We start from the raw sequence: 19,167 nt of genomic DNA, 5'->3' as shown, positions 1-19,167 counted from the left end.
GAGTTAAACACAATCTGGCAAAGGTGTTCTAGTATATCCTTAGATATCTGATTACTTGTGTAAAAAATCGTTTAATATACCAGATACTTAGTCATCTGCCATAGAAAGGGGCTATAACAGGTGAGAGAAGTCTTCATTAAAGATTTGCAATTCATCAGGGTGCACCAAACATAAAAAAGGTGAATAACTAAGTAAGCCAACGAGGTTGGGTGCAAAAAAATGGGGTCGTTATCCAAGAGCGTACCAGGAATGAAAAAGCGTTTATCATCGCCACCACAGTGCCCAGATGACGTAGATCGACTACAATCATACCCAGTCAAGCTGATGCAGCATCCGGAAGAAACAGCCCACCAGTTGTTACAACAGATTAATCAACTCATCGCTACCAAACCAGCGACGATATTAATGCTGCAAGAACTGGCAAAACTCCTGGGAGCTACCTTTGGGGTAGATTGCTGCTTAGTGACAGTGATGAGCGAGCCATCTACTGAATCTACTAGTGCTTATTGGTGTCATGAAGAATATCTAGGGTTACCGCAGTCAGAGGAAATCTTTTCGACAGAACAGTTGCTCATGGAACTGAATGTAGTTCAATGTGCGCCTGAACCTTTAAATATCGAGGATATTTCCACTATCCAAAAAAGCTTGGAAAATGGTTGTCAATCTTTACCATTGCCAATTAAAGCAGTTTTGGCAATTCCCACCAGATTTCGCGGTAAAAATAATGGGGTAATTAGCTTAATTAAATTTCATCCCCATAATTGGACTCAATCAGAACAAGAACTGCTCAAAACTATCGAGTCATCTTGCGCGATCGCAGTGGCGCAAGTCGCACAATCGCTGTTAATCGCCGATCAACAGCAGTATTTGCAAAAAAACGATCAATATCAAAACCTGATCAAGCAATTAACTGTACTTAGCCGCAGCAATTTAGAGTTAAATCAAATGCTGCAATTAGCGATCGCTTCAGCAGCAGAATCGCTACAGGCAGATCGGGCCCTGTTTATTATGTTGAAGTATACAGATCCCCTGTTCCGCAATCGCACGAAAAAACAAATTCCTAACGCTAAAGCCACCATAGTCAGACAGTGGACTAAGGATATTCAAAATCTTTCTAGCAGTACATCAGATATTTTAAATGACCAATCATTTGTGATTGCTGAGTGTGGCTTATGCCAACACATCTTCGCTGACTCCGTAAAACCAATAGTCATAAATGACTATGGACAACAAAAAGATATTGTAGCAGCCGCGCCACAGTTTGCATTTGAGCAATATCCAGCGATGCTGTTAATGCCATTAGAAAGCCAAGGTAGAATCTTAGGATTTTTGGTATTACAGCAAGCAGCCGCTCGTACTTGGCAAGCAGCAGAATTAAATCTAGTAGAAATGGTTTGTGCCCAAGTCAGCAATGCGATTATTCAGTCACAGACATTGCGACAAGTCCAAAATTTAGTTGATGAGCGCACAGCCAAACTCCAAAGCAGCCTGGAACTACAAGCAAAATTACACGAACGCACAAGGCAATATGTAGAGCAATTGCGAGAACTCAACGAACTCAAAGATGAATTTTTGAGCAATATGAGCGATCGCTTGCGCTATCCATTGACAAACATGATGATGTCAATTAAAAATTTGCGCTTGCCAGGAATCACCGCAGATCGACAAAATCGCTATCTCGATATTTTAGAGCAGGAATGTAGCAAAGAAATCAACTTAATTAATGACTTGCTCACACTCCAAAAACTAGAGTCAAAACAAGCAACTCCACTATTTAAAAATATCGATTTAAATACGAGAGTTCAAGATTTAGCAGCTTCCTTCGAGACAAAACTAGCAGAGAAATCACTCAACATTACTCTCGATTTACCAAAAGATTCCTTAAAACTGCAAACGGAAATCGAAAGTTTTGACCGCATTCTCCAAGAGTTGTTGACTAATGCTTGTAAATACTCAGAGCATGACACCATTGTTGAGTTACAAGCCAATCACCAAGTTAACCAACTGGTAGATCAAGTTATTATTAAAGTGACTAATACAGGACGGGGAATTTCGTCTGAAGAAGCGACTTATATATTTGACAAATTCCGTCGTGGTAAAGGACGCTGGACTCCTGGGACTGGTTTAGGTTTAGCTTTAGCCAAATCCCTTGTGCAGCATTTAAATGGGACAATTGCCGTTGAGAGTACACAAATTGCAGATTCCGATCTGAGCAAAATTTGTTTTACCTTGACCCTACCCCAGTTCGCTGACGAAAGTAAACTATATTCCGAAAGTGATTGAACAACCTAACACTCAAGCGGACATGAATTACACCGCTAGTGATGAAACCAGCCTAGAACCCAATTTGACCCTTGATACAGGTGTTGCGCCATCTGTAGATATCCAAATTGAAAAAATTGCCGATAGACAACGACAAATCACCGCGAAAATCCACATACCCCATCCAGTAGAGCAAATCTGGAAAGTATTGACCGATTACGAAGCTTTAGCCGATTTCATTCCTAATTTGGCTAAAAGTTGTCTGTTAAATCATCCTGATGGTGGTATTCGTCTCGAACAAGTAGGTTCCCAACGCTTACTCAACTTTAACTTTTGTGCCCGTGTAGTGCTTGATTTGCAAGAATCATTCCTGCAAGAAATCAAATTCTGCATGGTAGAAGGAGATTTTAAAGGCTTTTCTGGTAGTTGGTGCTTAGAGCCTTATACCAACGGTGAGATTACAGGTACAAATCTCTGCTACACAATTCAAGTTTGGCCTAAGCTCACTATGCCTATCGCAATTATCGAAAATCGCCTCAGCAAAGATTTGCAGTTAAATCTTGTAGCTATTTACCAACGTGTCCAGCAAATAGCTAGTCAGTAGCCGATCGGGACTTACAAAAAATAAATTACCCATATGTCGTAGTGTGAGCAGCGTTCGACTGAGCGCTCACGCCGAAGTCTTGCTCACTGGTGTTCAAAAGCGAGCAAGATGCTCGCACTACAAATTTATTGGGTATTTAAAAAATTGGATGTCCCCTCAATCAAGGTGAATGCTAAAAACCTATCCTAAGTACACATCAAAAACTTAGGATAGGTTTCAAATTTTAGATATTAGACCAAAAGTAAAACTACTCATTGAAGTTCACTTTTATTTTTAATACCCCCAGGGGAATTCGAATCCCCGTTACCTCCGTGAAAGGGAGGTGTCCTAGGCCTCTAGACGATGGGGGCGCGTCGGACTCAAGCCTTTTATAAATTAACCAATTTTCCAGAAGTTGTCAACAGTCTCTACAAAAAAAATTTTTAGTTGGTCAATGGTCAATGGTCAATGGTCAATGGTCATTAGTCATTGGTCATTGGTCATTGGTCATTAGTCCCCCTTGTCCTCCTTGTCCTCCTTGTCCCCCTTGTCCTCCCTGCCCCATGCCCCATGCCTCATGCCCCAGGCCCCAGCGTCCTTTTTGCCAACCAAATGAAAATATAGTATTATAAGAAACTAAGTATGGAAAAAAATTTGATTTTAATCACGAAAAAGGGTGTGATGTTGTACCCTTTAGAGGTAATATTTACTCTTCTTTACAAAAGATTTTGATATTTATCGCTCAAAATCTACAACATGGAAGCATCTTTTGAAATCACCTTACAGATGGTGACTGCTGTTTTTGCAGGTATTAGCGCCCAAGTCCTGGCTGCCTATCTCCGGGTACCCAGCATTGTATTATTGCTGTTGTTGGGCATTTTGCTGGGATCTGATGGTGTAGGTCTATTGCACCCGCATTTGCTGGGTACGGGTTTGGAAGTGATTGTCGCTCTCGCAACGGCAATAATTTTGTTTGAGGGTGGACTAAACCTAGATTTGCGTGAGTTGGGTAGGGTTTCTGTCAGCCTACAATTGCTCGTTACTCTAGGAACGCTGGTGACGCTGCTAGGTGGAAGTATGGCGGCTCACTGGTTGGGAGAGTTTCCCTGGAATATTGCGTTTCTCTACGCCTCGATAATTGTGGTTACAGGCCCCACAGTCATTAATCCCCTGCTGAAACAAATTAACGTCGATCGCCAAGTAGCCACCCTATTAGAAGGCGAAGGGGTATTAATTGACCCAGTTGGTGCAATTTTGGCTTTCGTGGTCTTGGATACGATTTTAAACGGCGATGCAGACCCGTTAAATGCCATCATCGGTTTGCTGATGCGTCTGGCTGTAGGTGGAACTATTGGCGCAGCTGGTGGTTATTTAATGAGTTTGATTTTCAAACGAGCTAATTTTCTGTCGTTTGAACTGAAAAATTTGGTGGTACTGGCTATACTTTGGGGTCTGTTTACCTTAGCGCAGACTATTCGCAGTGAATCGGGCGTAATGACAACGGTTGTGGCTGGGGCTGTATTTGCTAACTCTTCGGTACCAGAAGAACGACTTTTACGCCATTTTAAAGGTCAATTAACGATTCTTAGCGTTTCTGTACTGTTTATCTTACTTGCAGCCGATTTATCTATCGCCAGCGTGTTTGCTTTGGGTTGGGGTAGTTTACTCACAGTTCTGGTGCTGATGTTTGTCGTTAGACCGATTAACATCCTGTTATGTACCTGGAATAGTGACTTAAATTGGCGACAGAAATTATTTTTAAGCTGGGTTGCACCTAGAGGAATTGTGGCGGCTTCTGTGGCGTCTTTGTTTGCCATTTCTTTGACGCAACGCGGTATTAATGGCGGCGATGCGATTAAAGCCCTGGTTTTCTTGACAATTATCATGACGGTTGTTTGCCAAGGGCTTACAGCTGGACAAATTGCCAAGTGGCTGCAAATTACTTCAAAAGAGGCGACTGGGGCGGTAATTGTCGGTTGCAATCCGTTGAGTCTGTTGATTGCCCGATTCTTTCAAGAACGGGGCGAAAATGTGGTGATGATTGATACAGATCCAGATTGCTTTGCTCAAGCTGAAGCCCAGAATTTGCGCGTAATTGCTAGTAGTGCCTTAGATACCGATGTGTTAGAAGAGGCTGGATTAGCATCGATGGGCACTTTTTTGGCGATGACTAGTAATGGTGAGGTAAATTTTGTTTTGGCACAACGAGCGGCTGAGGAATTTAATCCGCCGCGCGTGTTAGCGGTTTATCCGCGCGATCCACAAGCTAATAATTCGGCAACGAGTAAAGTTAATCAAGCTTTTGTCTCAGACTTGGCGATTAAAACTTGGAATGAGTATTTGAATGATGGGCGGGTGAAGCTGGGAACGACAACGCTGAGTGAGTTGGAATTTACAAGTCAGCAGGATCACATCCAAGAAAAGATTCGGACTGGGATTTTAGTACCTTTGTTGTTGGAAAGGGAACAACGTTTACAGGTAATGCCTGTTAATCAAGAATGGGAAGTAGGCGATCGCATTATCTACCTGTTACATGACCCCAGACCAAATCTTCTTAAACGTTTATCTGGTGGAAGTAAGTCTACTCGTCTACCACTGGAAACTTTACCTGAGGTAGAAGAGGTTCCTTTAGCAAAGCTGGCTCAACTTTCTACTAGTGAAGCTGCTGGAAGTTGATTAAAGTTGCTGTAGATTTCTTTCTCTTGCCACAGTAAAGCAGCTAAATGCACGATCGCCAGCAATAAAGCAATGGGGGAAATAATATAGCTGTTTAAAGCGTAAAGGTGCTGGACTGTGATGGTATTAATTGCGTCGCCACCTACCAGGATATTCCGTAATTGTCCGCCGATAACAGGAATGGCTTCGATGCTTCCTAACTCAATCATGAACCGCCAGTATCCTTCTTGAGTCCAGTCTAGAAGCATAGCTGTCCAATCGAGAGCGATCGCACTGAGGGTAAAGAAAATTCCGCTAATCCAAGCAGTTAACCAACTCTTGCGGAATTGTCTACCTAAAAACATGACTACAAGTTGAATTAAGGCGATCGCAATTACACTATTACCAGCAAATTCATGTGCTTTATGAAATAACCATCCATAAGCTACGGTAGTATCGATTGTTTTCAATGACCGATAAGCACCACCTGCTGTTGGTTCGTAATAAAAAGACAGTAAAACTTCCGTAGTGAGGTCAATCAAGCACAAGGTCAAAATTACGACTGATAATATGGTCGCTAGTCGCCGCAAAATCCTATCGAACTGGGTACTTTGCATGGCTGACACCTCTTTACATGATGTAAATATGTATTAATATTACGATTTTAACTAAGAAATATTAAAAAATCTAATTAAATTAGAATCTATGGTAATTATGCTTGTGATAGAGAAAGTCCTATCTTGGCAAAAATCATGAGCCAAAAATCATGAATTATTAATTAGGGAACTCCAGAAAATAAATTATCCCAAATTGTAGGGGTGGGGTAACCCCTATAGGTGTCAACTTAACGCGAAACCCTCTTGGTGAAAAGGTTTCGCCCTCACCCCCAGCCCCTCTCCCCTGGGGAGAGGGGAGCTAGAGATCCAATTCCCCTTCTCCTTGGGGAGAAGGGGTTAGGGGATGAGGGCGAGAGGGTTTTGCACAACGCCTGCCCTATATAGCTTTCACCTTAAGTTGACACCAATGGGTAACCCCGCCCCTACGAGTTGCGGGCTTGGTAAGTTAATGATTGGGATATTTTTTTATTTGGAAGTCCCTTAAGCCAAATATTGTGACCAAATTTTTAAGGGTGCCGGCGAACCGTACCAAATACCAGAACTTCTAGGCGAATGGTTAACGCCTTCAATCACAAGATTTTCTGCACCATCAAGATGAGCAGCTACGATAGGTGTGATGCCATCTCCCCAAGTGTTACCTTGACCGCAGGTTAATTGGTAACTACTGTAAGCTAACCAACTACCGCGTCGCCTTTGACCAAAAATGGTTTTACCAGCGACACATACGTAACGAATATTTTGATAAAACGCTCCGGGGTAGTTTTGGGTGACAAAGTCTAAATTCCACCGCGTCCAGCGTTCTTGGCTAATATGGGGTGTACCCAAGGTAATTAAAGTGGCGACTAAAGGGTGAGCTTGCCAAAGAGAAGATGCAAGTGGATTGCGTCCGTAAGGTTGATCGCCTAAATAAATCCGCGATATCCAACCACCTGCGGAATGACCAATTAAGTTGATTTGCGAACAGTTGTATTGCTGTAATATCTGTTTAACGGTGAAATCGAGTTGCTGGACAATAGGCGTTACAGGCCTACCGCCAATTAAGGCAAACCAGTCCCGACGACGCAAGGGAACTGTGACTGCGGGAAAACCCAACTGTTGTAAAGATTGTTCTAGTTGGCGATAAGCGATCGCGCTTTCTAGATATCCAGGTAAAATAACTGTGGGTAGAGGCATTTGCTTGATTTAAAGGTTTGACGAGAATCTAGAGAATTTATGAGAATTTGACGCGATCGCTTTTTAGTTGCTCAGTCAGCAATGCCCACTTTGAATTACAATATTACTTTATTACAAAAATAAAACTTAAAAAAATGGCAATTTAGCCGTTTTGTGCTCAACAGACAAAGCTATGATTTTTAGAGGAAAGCATCCGTAACCGAATAGAGTACAACCGGATAAATAATTTAGAGCCTGAAAAATAATTTATTGATAGTCAACTGCAATTGAGCTGAGTGAACGGTAACTGCTATGTCTTACGTCTCCCTACTGAGAAATCTACCAGAAGTATTATCCCAACCAACTGGGATAGCCGCGATCGCATCTGTGGGAATTCACGGTGCTATTGCATTAATTGTGCCCTTAGTACCTGTAGATTCCAATAAAACCAAAGAAGTCGCATCATCCAAACCCATTGGCATGATGGAATTAAGCCAAGCCGATCAAAAACGGCTACCAGAAATTCCGGGAACATCGACAACTCTTCCTCCATCTCCAGTTCAGCTACAACAATCGCAAATTCCCCAGCTGAATTTTGGCGGACAAACTAATTTATCTGTATTACCACCAGCACCACCTGCGCCGAATCCGAGTCAGATGATGTTGGAACCTATCCCCTCATCACCTACTAATTACCGTATTTCTGCCCTGCCAAAACAGCAGTCTATACGCACATACTCGAAAAAAGATTTGGGATTGGATACCTCAGATCTGAATACTAGAAACAAATTCTCTTCTTCAATTGCGCGTTATAGCAGCAAGGATATAGCCCTGGGACAATCCCAGCCTTTAGTAAGAAGTGGCTTACCAGTATTCCCCGCAGGAAAATTACCTGCTGGTTTACCAACTTCTCCTGCACCATTACCAATTAATTCCATGCCTGGTACACCAGGAGATACAATTAATACTGCACAAAATACACCAACAGGCGATAATACAGCTTCAGGTTCTCAAAACGGACAGCTATTAGCTGGAATTAACACCAATACACCAGCTGGAAATAATTTAGCTACAGCGACAACAGGTGTAGGATCTAATACATCTACATCAGGAACAGAAAAGGCGATCGCCCAGATAAAATCTTACGAAGACCTGAGAAAAACAGTTCAACAACAGTACCCCACTGCTGTAGAAAAAAGTGTGATTCGTGACAGCATTACTACAGATAAACCTGATGTACAAGGTTTGGTGTTAGGGCGATTAGTAGTAGGGCCGGAAGGTGTCTTAGATATTAAATTTGAAGACTCTTCCAATCGTGCATTGCAAGTCAAAGCACAAGAGTATTTTAAGGCGAATCCACCGCAGCGCGATCGCCAAATCGCTCATTACCCATTTAGTTTAGAGTTCAAAAATAGTAATAATACCGCTAGTGGAAATACTCAACAGCCTGCATCGGCGGATACTATTAAACCCTTATCAACTCCCGCAGTCAATAACAATCAGCCTGTACCTGCGACAGGAATCAGCCCCAAACCAGTATTAAATCTGCCAGTCAATAACAATCAGCCTGCACCGGCAACGGGAAGTAGCCCCAAACCAGTATTAAATCTGCCAGTCAATAACAATCAACCTGCACCAGCAACGGGAACAAGCCCCAAACCAGTGTTAAATCTGCCAGTCAATAATAATCAGCCTGCACCAGCACCAGAAACAACTGGCAAACCTCAATCCAATTCATTAATCAATAGAATTAAGCCTGTAGCTGCACCAACAGTAACAGCTTCGCCATTCCCCAATTTAGTAAATACAATTAAGCCTGTAGCTACACCAGCCGCTACAGTTAAACCATCACCTGCACCTGAGAACAACACCAGCCAGTCAACTCCCACTGTGGAACCTGGTAAGAAACTCATCCAGCAGTTGCGCCAACTCAGAGAAGAACGAGAAACTTCTAGTAAATAGGCGCTAGGGGCTGTTTTCAAACTCCTTGTATCCTCAAAAAAAATGCGATCGCTGACGATCGCCTCGATTTTGTTGTAGTTATAGTTTGAAAACACGCCCTAGTCGGACAAGGAGCAAGTGGCGTGGATAAGGAGGACAAGGGAAGGAAGCAACTAACACATGACCAATAACTATTGACTATTGACTTTTGACTTTTGACCATTGACCATTGACTTTTGACGAAGTTGACAACATAGCCGTTAATATAGTAAACAGTCTGGTTGCTAATGTGATTGAGTGAATTATCCCGCATCATCCCCAGAACTTGACCTTGGGTCAATTTTTCCGTTTAATCTGGATCAATTTCAATTAGACGCGATCGCCTCTCTCAATGACGGTCGGTCTGTAGTTGTTTGTGCGCCCACAGGTTCGGGCAAAACTTTAGTCGGTGAATACGCGATTTATCGTGCTTTGGCACGAGGGAAGCGGGTATTTTACACTACGCCTTTAAAAGCGCTGTCAAATCAAAAATTACGCGACTTTCGCGAGAAATTTGGTTTTGAACAGGTAGGACTCTTAACCGGAGATGCTTCCATTAACAGGGATGCGCCAATTCTGGTAATGACCACAGAAATTTTTCGCAATATGCTCTATGGCACACCCATAGGGCAAGTTGGCATTTCTCTGGTAGATGTGGAAGCGGTGGTACTAGATGAGTGCCACTACATGAATGATCGCCAACGGGGTACTGTTTGGGAAGAATCGATTATCTATTGTCCCAGGGAAGTGCAATTAGTCGCCCTTTCCGCTACCGTTGCTAACAGCGATCAACTCACCGATTGGCTAAATCGCGTCCACGGCCCCACTGATCTGATTTACTCCGATTTTCGTCCCGTACCCCTAGAATTTCATTTTTGTAACCCTAAAGGACTGTTTCCCCTCCTCAACGAGAGTAAAACTAAAATCAGTCCTCGTTTAGCTAATCGGGGAAAAAGGAAACAAGGAGACAGAGGCAAAGGCGGTAGGCCAGAGGCTCCCAGTCTGATTTATACTTTGAACCACCTACAGCAAAGGGATATGTTACCCGCCATTTACTTTATTTTCAGCCGCAGGGGTTGTGATAAAGCTGTAGCTGAAGTGGGGGATATCTGGTTGGTGAATAATGATGAATCTCAGATATTGCGCCGCCAAATCGATGAATTTTTAAGCCGCAACCCCGAAGCCGGACGTTCGGGACAAATTGCGCCCCTGTATCGGGGAATAGCAGCTCACCACGCCGGCATATTACCAGCTTGGAAAGTCTTAGTAGAAGAATTATTTCAGCAGGGGCTAATTAAAGTAGTATTTGCTACCGAGACTCTAGCGGCGGGAATTAATATGCCCGCCCGCACCACTGTGATCTCTACTCTTTCCAAACGTACCGACACCGGACACCGCCTACTAAACGCTTCCGAATTCCTGCAAATGGCGGGACGGGCTGGGCGGCGAGGTATGGATTTACAAGGTCATGTGGTCACAGTCCAAACTCCTTTTGAAGGGGCGAAAGAAGCGGCATATTTAGCCACATCGAAACCAGACCCCTTGGTAAGTCAGTTTACTCCTAGTTACGGGATGGTACTTAACCTCCTGCAAACTCATACCTTAGAGGAAACCAGAGAGCTAATAGAACGCAGTTTTGGCCAGTATATGGCAACGCTGCATTTAAAACCGAATTATGAAGAAATTGACGAACTACAAGCCGAATTAGACCAACTTCAGGAGCAAATCGCCGCCGTTGATGAAAATGAACTAGCGGTGTATGAAAAATTACGCCAACGCCTGAAAGTAGAAAAGCAAATTTTGAAAACTCTGCAACAACAAGCCCAGGAAGACCGCCAAGAGCAATTAGGAATGATGCTAGGGTTTGCGGTTTCCGGGACATTGCTGAGTTTAAAAGGTAAAAATATCACAGTTTCTTCGCCAATTGCCGCCGTATTGGTAGGTAAAAGTTCGGGTTCTGAGCAATCTACCTGCTTGGTATGCTTAGGCAAGGATAATCGCTGGTATGTAGCTGCGACAGAGGATATTGTTGATTTATATGCAGAATTGCCCAGAATTGAGATTCCCGGCGAGATTTTGCCACCACCAGAGCTAATTTTCAAACCAGGACAAATTCAGGTAGGCGATCGCCAAACAGCAATTATTGCCCAACAAATACCCGAACCAGGCGAGTCTTTATATTTACCGCCAGAGGTAGCAGAACAATTGAGTCGGGTAACGGCTGTTCAAGAACAATTAGAAGCCCATCCGATTTATAAATCGGGCAATGTCGGCGCTCTTTTCAAACGAAAGGCGCGTTATGTAGAGCTAGAAGCCGAATTACAATTGTTACAAGAACATGTAGAGCAACAATCCCAACATCACTGGGAAGAATTTCTCAATTTAATTGAAATTTTGCAGCACTTTGGCTGTTTAGATAACTTAGTCCCCACAGCTTTAGGGCAAGTTGCTGCGGCTATTCGCGGAGAAAATGAATTATGGCTGGGTTTGGTACTGGCTAGCGGTGAATTTAACCAATTAGATCCCCACCATTTAGCTGCTGCTGTAGCGGCTTTGGTAACAGAAACTCCTCGCCCAGATAGTAAAGTCCGTTTTGATTTGAGCAATCAAGTAGTTGATGCTTTGGCAAAACTGCGGGGAATTCGTCGTCAGATGTTCCAAATGCAACGGCGGTATAATGTAGCACTGCCTATTTGGTTAGAATTTGAGTTAATTGCTTTAGTAGAACAATGGGCGTTAGGTATTGAGTGGACGGAACTATGTGAAAATACCACCTTAGATGAGGGTGATGTGGTTAGAATATTACGCCGGACTTTGGATTTATTATCCCAAATTCCTCACGTGCCTAATTTACCAGAGTCACTGCTACGTAATGCTTACCGTGCCATCCAGTTAATCGATCGCTTCCCTGTAAATGAAGTAGTAGAATGAAAAACTCCACCCACAAGGGGATGGAGTTTTTGGGCATGGGGCATGGGGCATAGGGAAGAAATTACCGTATCCCGCCACAAGCCCAAAGCGGCGGCGCAGCTGTCCCTCTCTACCGACGGATAGGAGTTTCCCGACGCTTTCAATAAATGGGCTATATATTTGTCTTTCTCTGTTGTTGGGGAATGACAATCGCAAATTCTGTATGTCCGGGAGTGGAGTAACATTCAATTTGTCCTTGGTGTCTATCCACAATAATTTGATAGCTAATAGACAAGCCTAAACCTGTACCTTTACCAATCTCTTTGGTGGTAAAGAAAGGGTCAAATAAACGATTAGCAACTATTTCGCTCATTCCCGGGCCATTGTCGATAATCCGAATCACAATTGAAGATTGAGAATTGGAGATATCAGCTTGTTCTCCAGTCTCAATACTTGTATCTCCTTGTCTAAATTCTGTGTAGATAGTAATCTGGTTAGGATTGACTAAGATTTCCTCAGGCGATCGCTTTTGACTGTACTCTTCCAAAACATCTATAGCATTTACAATAATATTCATAAATACTTGGTTGAGTTGTCCTGCATAGCATTCTACTAAAGGTAACTGACCGTATTCTTTGATGACTTCAATTGCTGGGGAACCTGTTTTCGGTTTCAGGCGATGTTGCAAAATCATCAAAGTACTATCTAAGCCATCATGAATATTTACCTGTTTGACTTCCGCTTCATCTAAACGCGAAAAAGTCCGCAGAGACAAAACAATTTCTCGAATGCGATTAGCGCCTACTTTCATAGAAGCTAACAGCTTCGGTAAATCATCAAAAATAAAATCTATATCTACTGCTTCAATTTCTGCTTGCAATGTCGAGTTGGGATGAGGGTAATGTTGCTGATAACATTGCAGTAAATAAAGTAAATCTTCTACATATTCGGTAGCGGGGTTGATATTACCATAAATGAAATTAACCGGATTATTAATTTCATGCGCAACACCAGCTACAAGCTGACCCAAACTAGACATTTTTTCGCTTTGAATTAGCTGTCTTTGGGTTTGCTGCAATTTTTTTAAAGTTTGTTCTAGTTTTTCCTTTTCTTGAAGTAAAGCAATAGTGCGTTGCTGTACTCGTGTTTCTAAATACTGATTTGCTTGCGCTAATCGACTTAAAGCTTCTTGTAGAGATATTTCTGTTTGTTTGCGCTCGCTAATATCAATAATGAATCCCAGTAATTGAATTACTTTACCTTGAAAACGGACAACATTAACAACATCTTTGACCCAAATCCAGTTACCATTAGCAGTTAATAAGCGATACTCAATTATGTAATCATCTTCGGTTTTTGATTTGATTTGATGGTACTCAAGCACTAAAGACCTATCTTCTGGATGAATGTGGAAATACCAGAATTCTGGTTGATACCAATCTTCTAATTTATAACCAAATAAATCTATTGCTTGTGTCCCGATATAGGTAAACTGGTGATTATTTGGCTCGGCTTCCCAAGGTACTAATTTTACACCTTCTACCAGTCGCTTTAATCGTTGCTGGGTTTGCTCTAAATCTTTTTCTGTATGCTTGTGTAAGGTAATATCATTGGCAATTACAGCATATTGGCTAGTAATACCTTCTGAATTATGAATAGGTAGACCATCTACTAATAAGCAATACTCTTTTTGCTGCTTTGATAAATAGGAAATTTCAAATTTAAAGTTTTCTCCTTTTAATAATTGTTCGCGAATATAAGCTGGTTGAATATTAAGTTGGGAATTATTAGTCAGGACGGTAAAAAGTTTTTTTCCGATTAATAAATCAGTGCTAATAGCTGCAAAGTTAGCAAATGCTTCATTTACCCATTGAATGCGTCCAGATCTATCAGTTAATGCCATTAATAAATCAGCGCGATTTGCTAAAGCATTAAACATGGTGAAAGGTAAATCAACCGAGTTAACTACCATGCTCATAACTCCTGTAGCCAGAATTAAAGAGCATCGCATCTCTCCGCTACATAAGCTAAAACTGCCATTTGACTAGGACAGGAATTACCATTACAAAGAATTAAGAGCGTAGGTAGTCCCATATTATTTATTTAGTAATAAATATTACTAAAAATCTTAGCTTTACAAACTACAGTTGCCGTCAGGGAAAATACACAAACCTCTAATTTTAATCGATGGTAGCTGAAATTGAATCTAGTGGTCTGTCCCATTAATTTATCTGATTTCCTAGATCCCCAACTTTTTCAAAAAGTCGGGGATCTGATCGCGAGTAGATTTGATATTTGCGAGGGAACATCCCAGCAAAAACCGCCCTCACCCTATAAGGGTGGGGCTAGAAATACGAAGCCTGCCTTCGCAGGCTAAAAGTTTGATAGCCTGCGTTCGTCGAAGACGTTCCCGAAGGGTAGGCAGGTTTTGTTGGTATAGCAATACCCTTCTAGGGTATTGCGTCAAAATTGGGATGCTCCCATTAGCGATCGCATTAAAATTTAAGTTAACTGTCCATCAGTTGGTTCGGCTTCTATAGTTACCTTTTGCCCAATTTTTGGTTCAGTTCCTGCCAGTAGGCGTTCAATATTACTGCGGTGACGCAAAATTACATACAACCCGCCAAAAAAGGCATAGAGAATGCAAGGTAAAGGCTGATGGAAAACTATCATGAAAATTGTCACCGCGATCGCAGCTGTAATTGAACTTAGGGAGACAATCCGCGATATCGCTACCACAACAGCAAATACACCTGCTGATGCTAAACCTACCTGCCAACTTATCGCCAGTACAGTTCCTAAGCCAGTAGCGACAGATTTACCACCACTAAAACCTAAAAAAATTGATTTGCTGTGTCCGAGAACTGCTGCTAACCCCGCTAAAGTTGCTAAACACGGTTGCCACAAATTAACATCTACCGTAAGGGGGAGAAAATTGTAAAGTGGAGCCAATTTAAATAACTGGTAAGCTAGAGCGATCGCAGTTACGCCCTTCAAGCAATCAATTAATAACACAACAGCCCCAGGCCCTTTACCCAAAGTCCTTAAGACATTAGTTGCCCCAGTTGAACCAGAACCAACTTCGCGAATATCAATACCCTTTAACTGCTTCACCGCAATGTAGCCAGTAGGGAAAGAACCCAATAGATAGGCTACAACCAAAACAACAGCGCACAAACTTAACCAAACAGCCATAACAAAGTCCAAAGTCAATAGTCCAACGTCCAAAGTCAATGGTCTAAAGTCCAAAGTCAATAGTCCAGAGTCAATAGTCCAAAGTCCAAACTATTAACTATTGACCATTGACCATTGACCATTGACCATTGACTAATTAAAAATCATCATCATAATTTCGCATTGTTTTGGGGTCTGGGGCAAAGGCTAACCATAAAGGAAATTGCAGTAATGCTAGGCTGATTTGGTCTTCGGAATCATCAATGACGATTAACGGGAGTTGATTGGCTTTTACTAATCGGTCGGCTTTTTGCGCCAAAGCTTCTGGTGCTTCAAATAACACTACTCCTCTATCGGGGCCGAAGTCTGGACGACCTATACCCAGACAATCTTGCAAACCGCGCCGCCATTCACCTAAGCGTTCTGGTGTATTAGCTAATACTAAAGCGCGGACGCGATCGCCATACAATTTGTAGAGGATGGAAATTACCGCCGAAGAAATCAAAATATTCTGCAAGCGGCTACCCATTGTCCGCAAAGCACCTCGTCCCCCTTGGCTGAAGAACCAGTTAGAAACTCGTTCTGCATGGACTGGTTCAAAAGTCCGGCGTAATTGCCAAGCAGGGCCATAATAATCGGGTTTGTTGCGATATTGATCGATGAGGCGGCGAATTTGCTTGGTAGTGTCTTGAAACTGCTGCTGCGCGAATTGGGGGATACCAGATTGTGCTGCTTCTGGGGGTTTTTCTTCTTTAATCGATACTACAGGTTTTTCTCGTGCAATTGCCGACGGTACGAGTTGCAACTGTTCGGCGGCGGCGGCTAAATCTTGTAAACTGCCTGTGAGATAATCTTTAAAACCCTGTACCCGAATCGCCAAATCTTGAGATGTTCCCGCAAAAGTCGTGCGCATTTCATTGCGGATGCGTTCTTGACGGCGTTCTAACTGTTCTACAGCAATTTGCAGGGTTTGTTTGCGTTGTTCTAATTGTGCTAGGGAATCTTGCACCAGCTTTCCTAACGCCAATTGAGTTTCGCCCACCTGCGACTGAAGAGTTTTGTAACTAACTTGCAGATTGGCTATTTCGGCTTCTAGGACTTCTTTGGTACTTTGTAACTCTGCAACCTGTTGTGCTGCTTGGGCGTATAGGGAATTAACTTCTGATTCTGATTTTATTTCTGACTCCAGCGCCACAGTTTCGGCTTCTAACTGGGTTACCAAATCAGCAGTTACATCGGCTGCGGGTTCAACTGTAGAAACATCTTCAGCATCAGCTAGAGGCGATGCAATAGTTGCGTCATTTGGCTGTATTTCCACTAATAAAGCCTGTGCAGGTGTTTCTTCCTCTGATTCAACAGATGAGTTATCTGCCGCTGCTTCTGTTGGCTTATCTTCTTGTATTTGTGCCAACCACTCATCAATTGATTCTGGGGTTTGAGATTCCTCTGGGTTCATAACCAATACTGTAATTCCTATGACGCGAATAAATAGCTTTGTTGAAATATACAATTGACCTGTACAAAAAGTCCTGATTAGTTGGTGCGGGTGATGGATATTGCACCAAAAACAAGACTAAATTCGGGGACAACGTTGTTCTAAGCAGGATTTTAGGGTATTAGGGTCAAATAAAATTGGTAAAAAGTGAATACTTTTGATTTCTTTAAAATAAAACAATATCGGTATGGGATTCCAAAATATCCGCCAATTTTGCCATTCCTGATAGGGAAACCGCCGCAGTAATTCTTCGCCTCTGTAAAGATCTAAGTCAGTAGCAGTAAATCTTAACCGCAATGTCGCCGCCTGAAACATCAAAAACAAACCAAACAAGCCAATAATACCGCCTAGCAGAGGTTGAACTAACAGTAGGGGAATTGACCCAATTACCAAAACTACGGGGATATTGTAGCTAGGTTTGAGTTCTACTGTAGATGTGGTGTTAGGTGCAAATGAACTAGTCATAGTTCCAAATTCTATAATCAAACATAATTTCCTATTTTAGGATTTTGCGGGTTACCAAACGCGCGATCGCCAAACTGTTGATGGTTGTACAGACGCGATTAATCGCGTCTCTAACGATTAATCGCGTCTCTAACAATTAACCTACATACCTTTAATGAATGCACTACCCATACCCTGAAACATTAACCAGGAAAGGAAGAAGTTACTCACAAATATAATTAGCAAAGCTGTAACTACAGCCGTGGTAGTAGATTGTCCCACGCCTTTGGCTCCTCCGGTTGTCGTTAAGCCCCAGCTACAACCAATCACCGCAATTAAAATCCCAAAGCAAAACGCCTTAATCATGGCGCTGCAAATATCCCAGAGTCCCAGTAAATTCCGGGCTGAATCAAGAAATGTTGTATCAGCAATGTTATACAAGTTTCCAGCAATTACCAATCCTCCCAACATCCCCGTGACTAAAGATAGCAACGTTAAAATTGGCAGCATTAAGCAGCAAGCCAAGACGCGAGGAATTACTAGATAATCAATTGGGTCAGTTTTTAAAATCAACAGCGCGTCAATTTGCTCTGTGACTCGCATTGTGCCAATTTCTGCTGCAAAGGCTGAACCTACTCGCCCTGCCAAAATTACGGCTGTTAAGACAGGCGAGAGTTCTCTGGTTAAGGCTACCGCTAGCACCCCGCCAACCAGATTACCCGCCCCAAAGTTAACAAATTCTCGCGCTACCTGGATGGTAAACACTGCACCAACAAAAATAGCGGTTAATAAGGCAATAAACAGAGAATCTGGCCCTACTGCTGCCATTTGCTCTTTCGTATTGCGCCAATGAATTTTGACTCTTAGGAGGTGAACTATTACTTGTCCACCCAAAAAAATCGCCGCCAGTAGTCTCTGACTCCACGCGCCTAAACTGGATTTGGATGTAGTCTCACTCAATGTTTTGTAGCTAACTCGGTAACTGCCTTAAGAATAGCGAAAGTCAATGGGCAATAGTCAATAGTCATTGGGCATTGGGCATTGGGCATTGGGCATTGAGTTTTGATTAATTATCTCTTTTGCTCCCCCTTCCCCTTCCCCTTCCCTGCTCCCTGCCCCTGCCCTATAATTTGGGTGAAACATTAACTTACTTTAAACGGAGTCTCAGAAAGTTAAGACTGACGATCGCAGGCTTTATATTACTTCATGGGAAAAGCTGTTAGCTGAAAACCTGATTGAGCAAGGATTTTTTGGATCATACTGCTGAGTTTTACAGGCTGGATTTGCGATCGCAGGTAACAGACTTATTTAATGAAAACTTAAGATTTTTGACATCTTCACTCCGATGGAGCGATCGCAATTATTGTAGAGAATGACAATATTGCTTTTTGCTTGTTGTAACCTGTTACTGCGGAGTGTCGTTTATATGACTACTTTTACTAACTTTCTCCGTTCTTTACTGCTAACTGCGATTTTTAGCTTTCTCGTGCCGATGTTTTTAGTTGGCGGTTTCTTGCTCCTCCTTCCTGTTATCGGTTACGTTCCGGGGTTCGATGCCCTCACAGATGCGATCGCTAGCCAAATTTTATATTTTCTGGGAATTTTTGGTACCGATAGTCCTCTACGCGGCTTAATTGTCATTAGTTTGACGTTTAGCTTTGTTGGTGCGCTATTTGATGTTTACGCTTATTATCGGTGTCAAATTTTACGGATTGATTCCTAAGTTATGGTTAAGCGATTTTTGTAAGTATTATTGGCTACTAAGTTCTCAAAAACTATTATTCTCTTCTATATACCCAGATTCAGAGGATGCTGCTTCTCACTTACATATCTATATCAGGGGTTAGCAATTTTTGGTTTTCGATTAATTAAGCTAACTAATTGCTGCATCTTAA

Annotated in this window: 14 protein-coding genes and 1 tRNA gene; 7 read left to right on the top strand and 8 right to left on the bottom strand. The window is 42.3% G+C overall.

What is annotated here, in order from left to right; all coding sequences use genetic code 11:
• The first annotated feature begins 249 nt into the window (after positions 1-249).
• Both AACW45_RS33565 and AACW45_RS33560 read left to right on the top strand, forming a co-directional pair.
• Positions 250-2,283, top strand: a complete 2,034-nt coding sequence (locus AACW45_RS33565) for a sensor histidine kinase (RefSeq protein ID WP_190630095.1) — start codon at positions 250-252, stop codon at positions 2,281-2,283.
• Positions 2,284-2,305: 22 nt separating this feature from the next.
• Positions 2,306-2,866, top strand: a complete 561-nt coding sequence (locus AACW45_RS33560; RefSeq protein WP_190630362.1) for an SRPBCC family protein — start codon at positions 2,306-2,308, stop codon at positions 2,864-2,866.
• 277 nt (positions 2,867-3,143) lie between these two features.
• On the opposite strand, the gene AACW45_RS33555 is transcribed toward AACW45_RS33560, so the two are convergent.
• Positions 3,144-3,216 (bottom strand) — tRNA-Glu (locus tag AACW45_RS33555).
• 385 nt (positions 3,217-3,601) lie between these two features.
• Between AACW45_RS33555 and AACW45_RS33550 the strand changes: the two genes are divergently transcribed.
• Positions 3,602-5,521 (top strand): cation:proton antiporter, encoded by a 1,920-nt coding sequence (locus AACW45_RS33550; protein ID WP_190630093.1) that lies wholly within the window; start codon positions 3,602-3,604, stop codon positions 5,519-5,521.
• On the opposite strand, the gene AACW45_RS33545 is transcribed toward AACW45_RS33550, so the two are convergent.
• Positions 5,488-6,117, bottom strand: coding sequence for a cytochrome b N-terminal domain-containing protein (locus AACW45_RS33545; protein ID WP_190630091.1), 630 nt, complete (start codon positions 6,115-6,117; stop codon positions 5,488-5,490). The genes AACW45_RS33550 and AACW45_RS33545 overlap by 34 nt on opposite strands.
• Positions 6,118-6,597: 480 nt before the next feature.
• Positions 6,598-7,290 (bottom strand): esterase/lipase family protein, encoded by a 693-nt coding sequence (locus tag AACW45_RS33540; RefSeq protein WP_190630089.1) that lies wholly within the window; start codon positions 7,288-7,290, stop codon positions 6,598-6,600.
• 291 nt (positions 7,291-7,581) lie between these two features.
• On the opposite strand from AACW45_RS33540, the gene AACW45_RS33535 reads away from it, so the two are divergent.
• Complete coding sequence (locus AACW45_RS33535; RefSeq protein ID WP_190630087.1) at positions 7,582-9,231, top strand: hypothetical protein; 1,650 nt, start codon at positions 7,582-7,584, stop codon at positions 9,229-9,231.
• A 276-nt stretch (positions 9,232-9,507) separates the two neighbouring features.
• The gene (locus AACW45_RS33530; protein WP_190630085.1) at positions 9,508-12,180 is read left to right on the top strand and encodes a DEAD/DEAH box helicase; all 2,673 of its coding nucleotides are present in this window, start codon (positions 9,508-9,510) and stop codon (positions 12,178-12,180) included.
• Positions 12,181-12,331: 151 nt separating this feature from the next.
• On the opposite strand, the gene AACW45_RS33525 is transcribed toward AACW45_RS33530, so the two are convergent.
• The 5 genes from AACW45_RS33525 to AACW45_RS33505 form a co-directional block, all read right to left on the bottom strand.
• Positions 12,332-14,131, bottom strand: coding sequence for a PAS domain-containing sensor histidine kinase (locus tag AACW45_RS33525; protein ID WP_190630360.1), 1,800 nt, complete (start codon positions 14,129-14,131; stop codon positions 12,332-12,334).
• Between the two features lie 530 nt (positions 14,132-14,661).
• The gene (gene plsY / locus AACW45_RS33520) at positions 14,662-15,354 is read right to left on the bottom strand and encodes a glycerol-3-phosphate 1-O-acyltransferase PlsY (protein ID WP_190630358.1); all 693 of its coding nucleotides are present in this window, start codon (positions 15,352-15,354) and stop codon (positions 14,662-14,664) included.
• A gap of 136 nt (positions 15,355-15,490) precedes the next feature.
• Positions 15,491-16,789 (bottom strand): DUF3086 domain-containing protein, encoded by a 1,299-nt coding sequence (locus AACW45_RS33515; protein WP_190630356.1) that lies wholly within the window; start codon positions 16,787-16,789, stop codon positions 15,491-15,493.
• A 117-nt stretch (positions 16,790-16,906) separates the two neighbouring features.
• Positions 16,907-17,293 carry a DUF3119 family protein gene (locus AACW45_RS33510; RefSeq protein ID WP_096645463.1) on the bottom strand — a complete coding sequence of 129 codons (387 nt, stop codon included), beginning with the start codon at positions 17,291-17,293 and terminating at the stop codon, positions 16,907-16,909.
• A 141-nt stretch (positions 17,294-17,434) separates the two neighbouring features.
• The gene (locus tag AACW45_RS33505) at positions 17,435-18,232 is read right to left on the bottom strand and encodes an MlaE family lipid ABC transporter permease subunit (protein WP_190630083.1); all 798 of its coding nucleotides are present in this window, start codon (positions 18,230-18,232) and stop codon (positions 17,435-17,437) included.
• A 290-nt stretch (positions 18,233-18,522) separates the two neighbouring features.
• Between AACW45_RS33505 and AACW45_RS33500 the strand changes: the two genes are divergently transcribed.
• Positions 18,523-18,648 (top strand): hypothetical protein, encoded by a 126-nt coding sequence (locus tag AACW45_RS33500; RefSeq protein WP_277880241.1) that lies wholly within the window; start codon positions 18,523-18,525, stop codon positions 18,646-18,648.
• A gap of 50 nt (positions 18,649-18,698) precedes the next feature.
• On the top strand, positions 18,699-18,995 hold the full coding sequence (locus AACW45_RS33495) for a hypothetical protein (RefSeq protein WP_096645465.1): 297 nt from the start codon (positions 18,699-18,701) through the stop codon (positions 18,993-18,995).
• Positions 18,996-19,167: the final 172 nt, after the last annotated feature.

This window comes from Calothrix sp. FACHB-168, assembly GCF_963889195.1.
GTDB classification, from domain to species: domain Bacteria; phylum Cyanobacteriota; class Cyanobacteriia; order Cyanobacteriales; family Nostocaceae; genus Aulosira; species Aulosira anomala_A.
Note: the sequence above shows the minus strand (reverse complement) of the source record. Positions and strands in the feature narration are given on the sequence as shown.

Coding starts and splice junctions, on each gene's coding strand:
- AACW45_RS33560 (WP_190630362.1), top strand. CDS start 2,306: ATGAATTACACCGCTAGTGATGAAACCAGCCTAGAACCCAATTTGACC.
- plsY (WP_190630358.1), bottom strand. CDS start 15,354: ATGGCTGTTTGGTTAAGTTTGTGCGCTGTTGTTTTGGTTGTAGCCTAT.
- AACW45_RS33550 (WP_190630093.1), top strand. CDS start 3,602: ATGGAAGCATCTTTTGAAATCACCTTACAGATGGTGACTGCTGTTTTT.
- AACW45_RS33565 (WP_190630095.1), top strand. CDS start 250: ATGAAAAAGCGTTTATCATCGCCACCACAGTGCCCAGATGACGTAGAT.
- AACW45_RS33510 (WP_096645463.1), bottom strand. CDS start 17,293: ATGACTAGTTCATTTGCACCTAACACCACATCTACAGTAGAACTCAAA.
- AACW45_RS33535 (WP_190630087.1), top strand. CDS start 7,582: ATGTCTTACGTCTCCCTACTGAGAAATCTACCAGAAGTATTATCCCAA.
- AACW45_RS33495 (WP_096645465.1), top strand. CDS start 18,699: ATGACTACTTTTACTAACTTTCTCCGTTCTTTACTGCTAACTGCGATT.
- AACW45_RS33525 (WP_190630360.1), bottom strand. CDS start 14,131: ATGGTAGTTAACTCGGTTGATTTACCTTTCACCATGTTTAATGCTTTA.
- AACW45_RS33545 (WP_190630091.1), bottom strand. CDS start 6,117: ATGCAAAGTACCCAGTTCGATAGGATTTTGCGGCGACTAGCGACCATA.
- AACW45_RS33540 (WP_190630089.1), bottom strand. CDS start 7,290: ATGCCTCTACCCACAGTTATTTTACCTGGATATCTAGAAAGCGCGATC.
- AACW45_RS33515 (WP_190630356.1), bottom strand. CDS start 16,789: ATGAACCCAGAGGAATCTCAAACCCCAGAATCAATTGATGAGTGGTTG.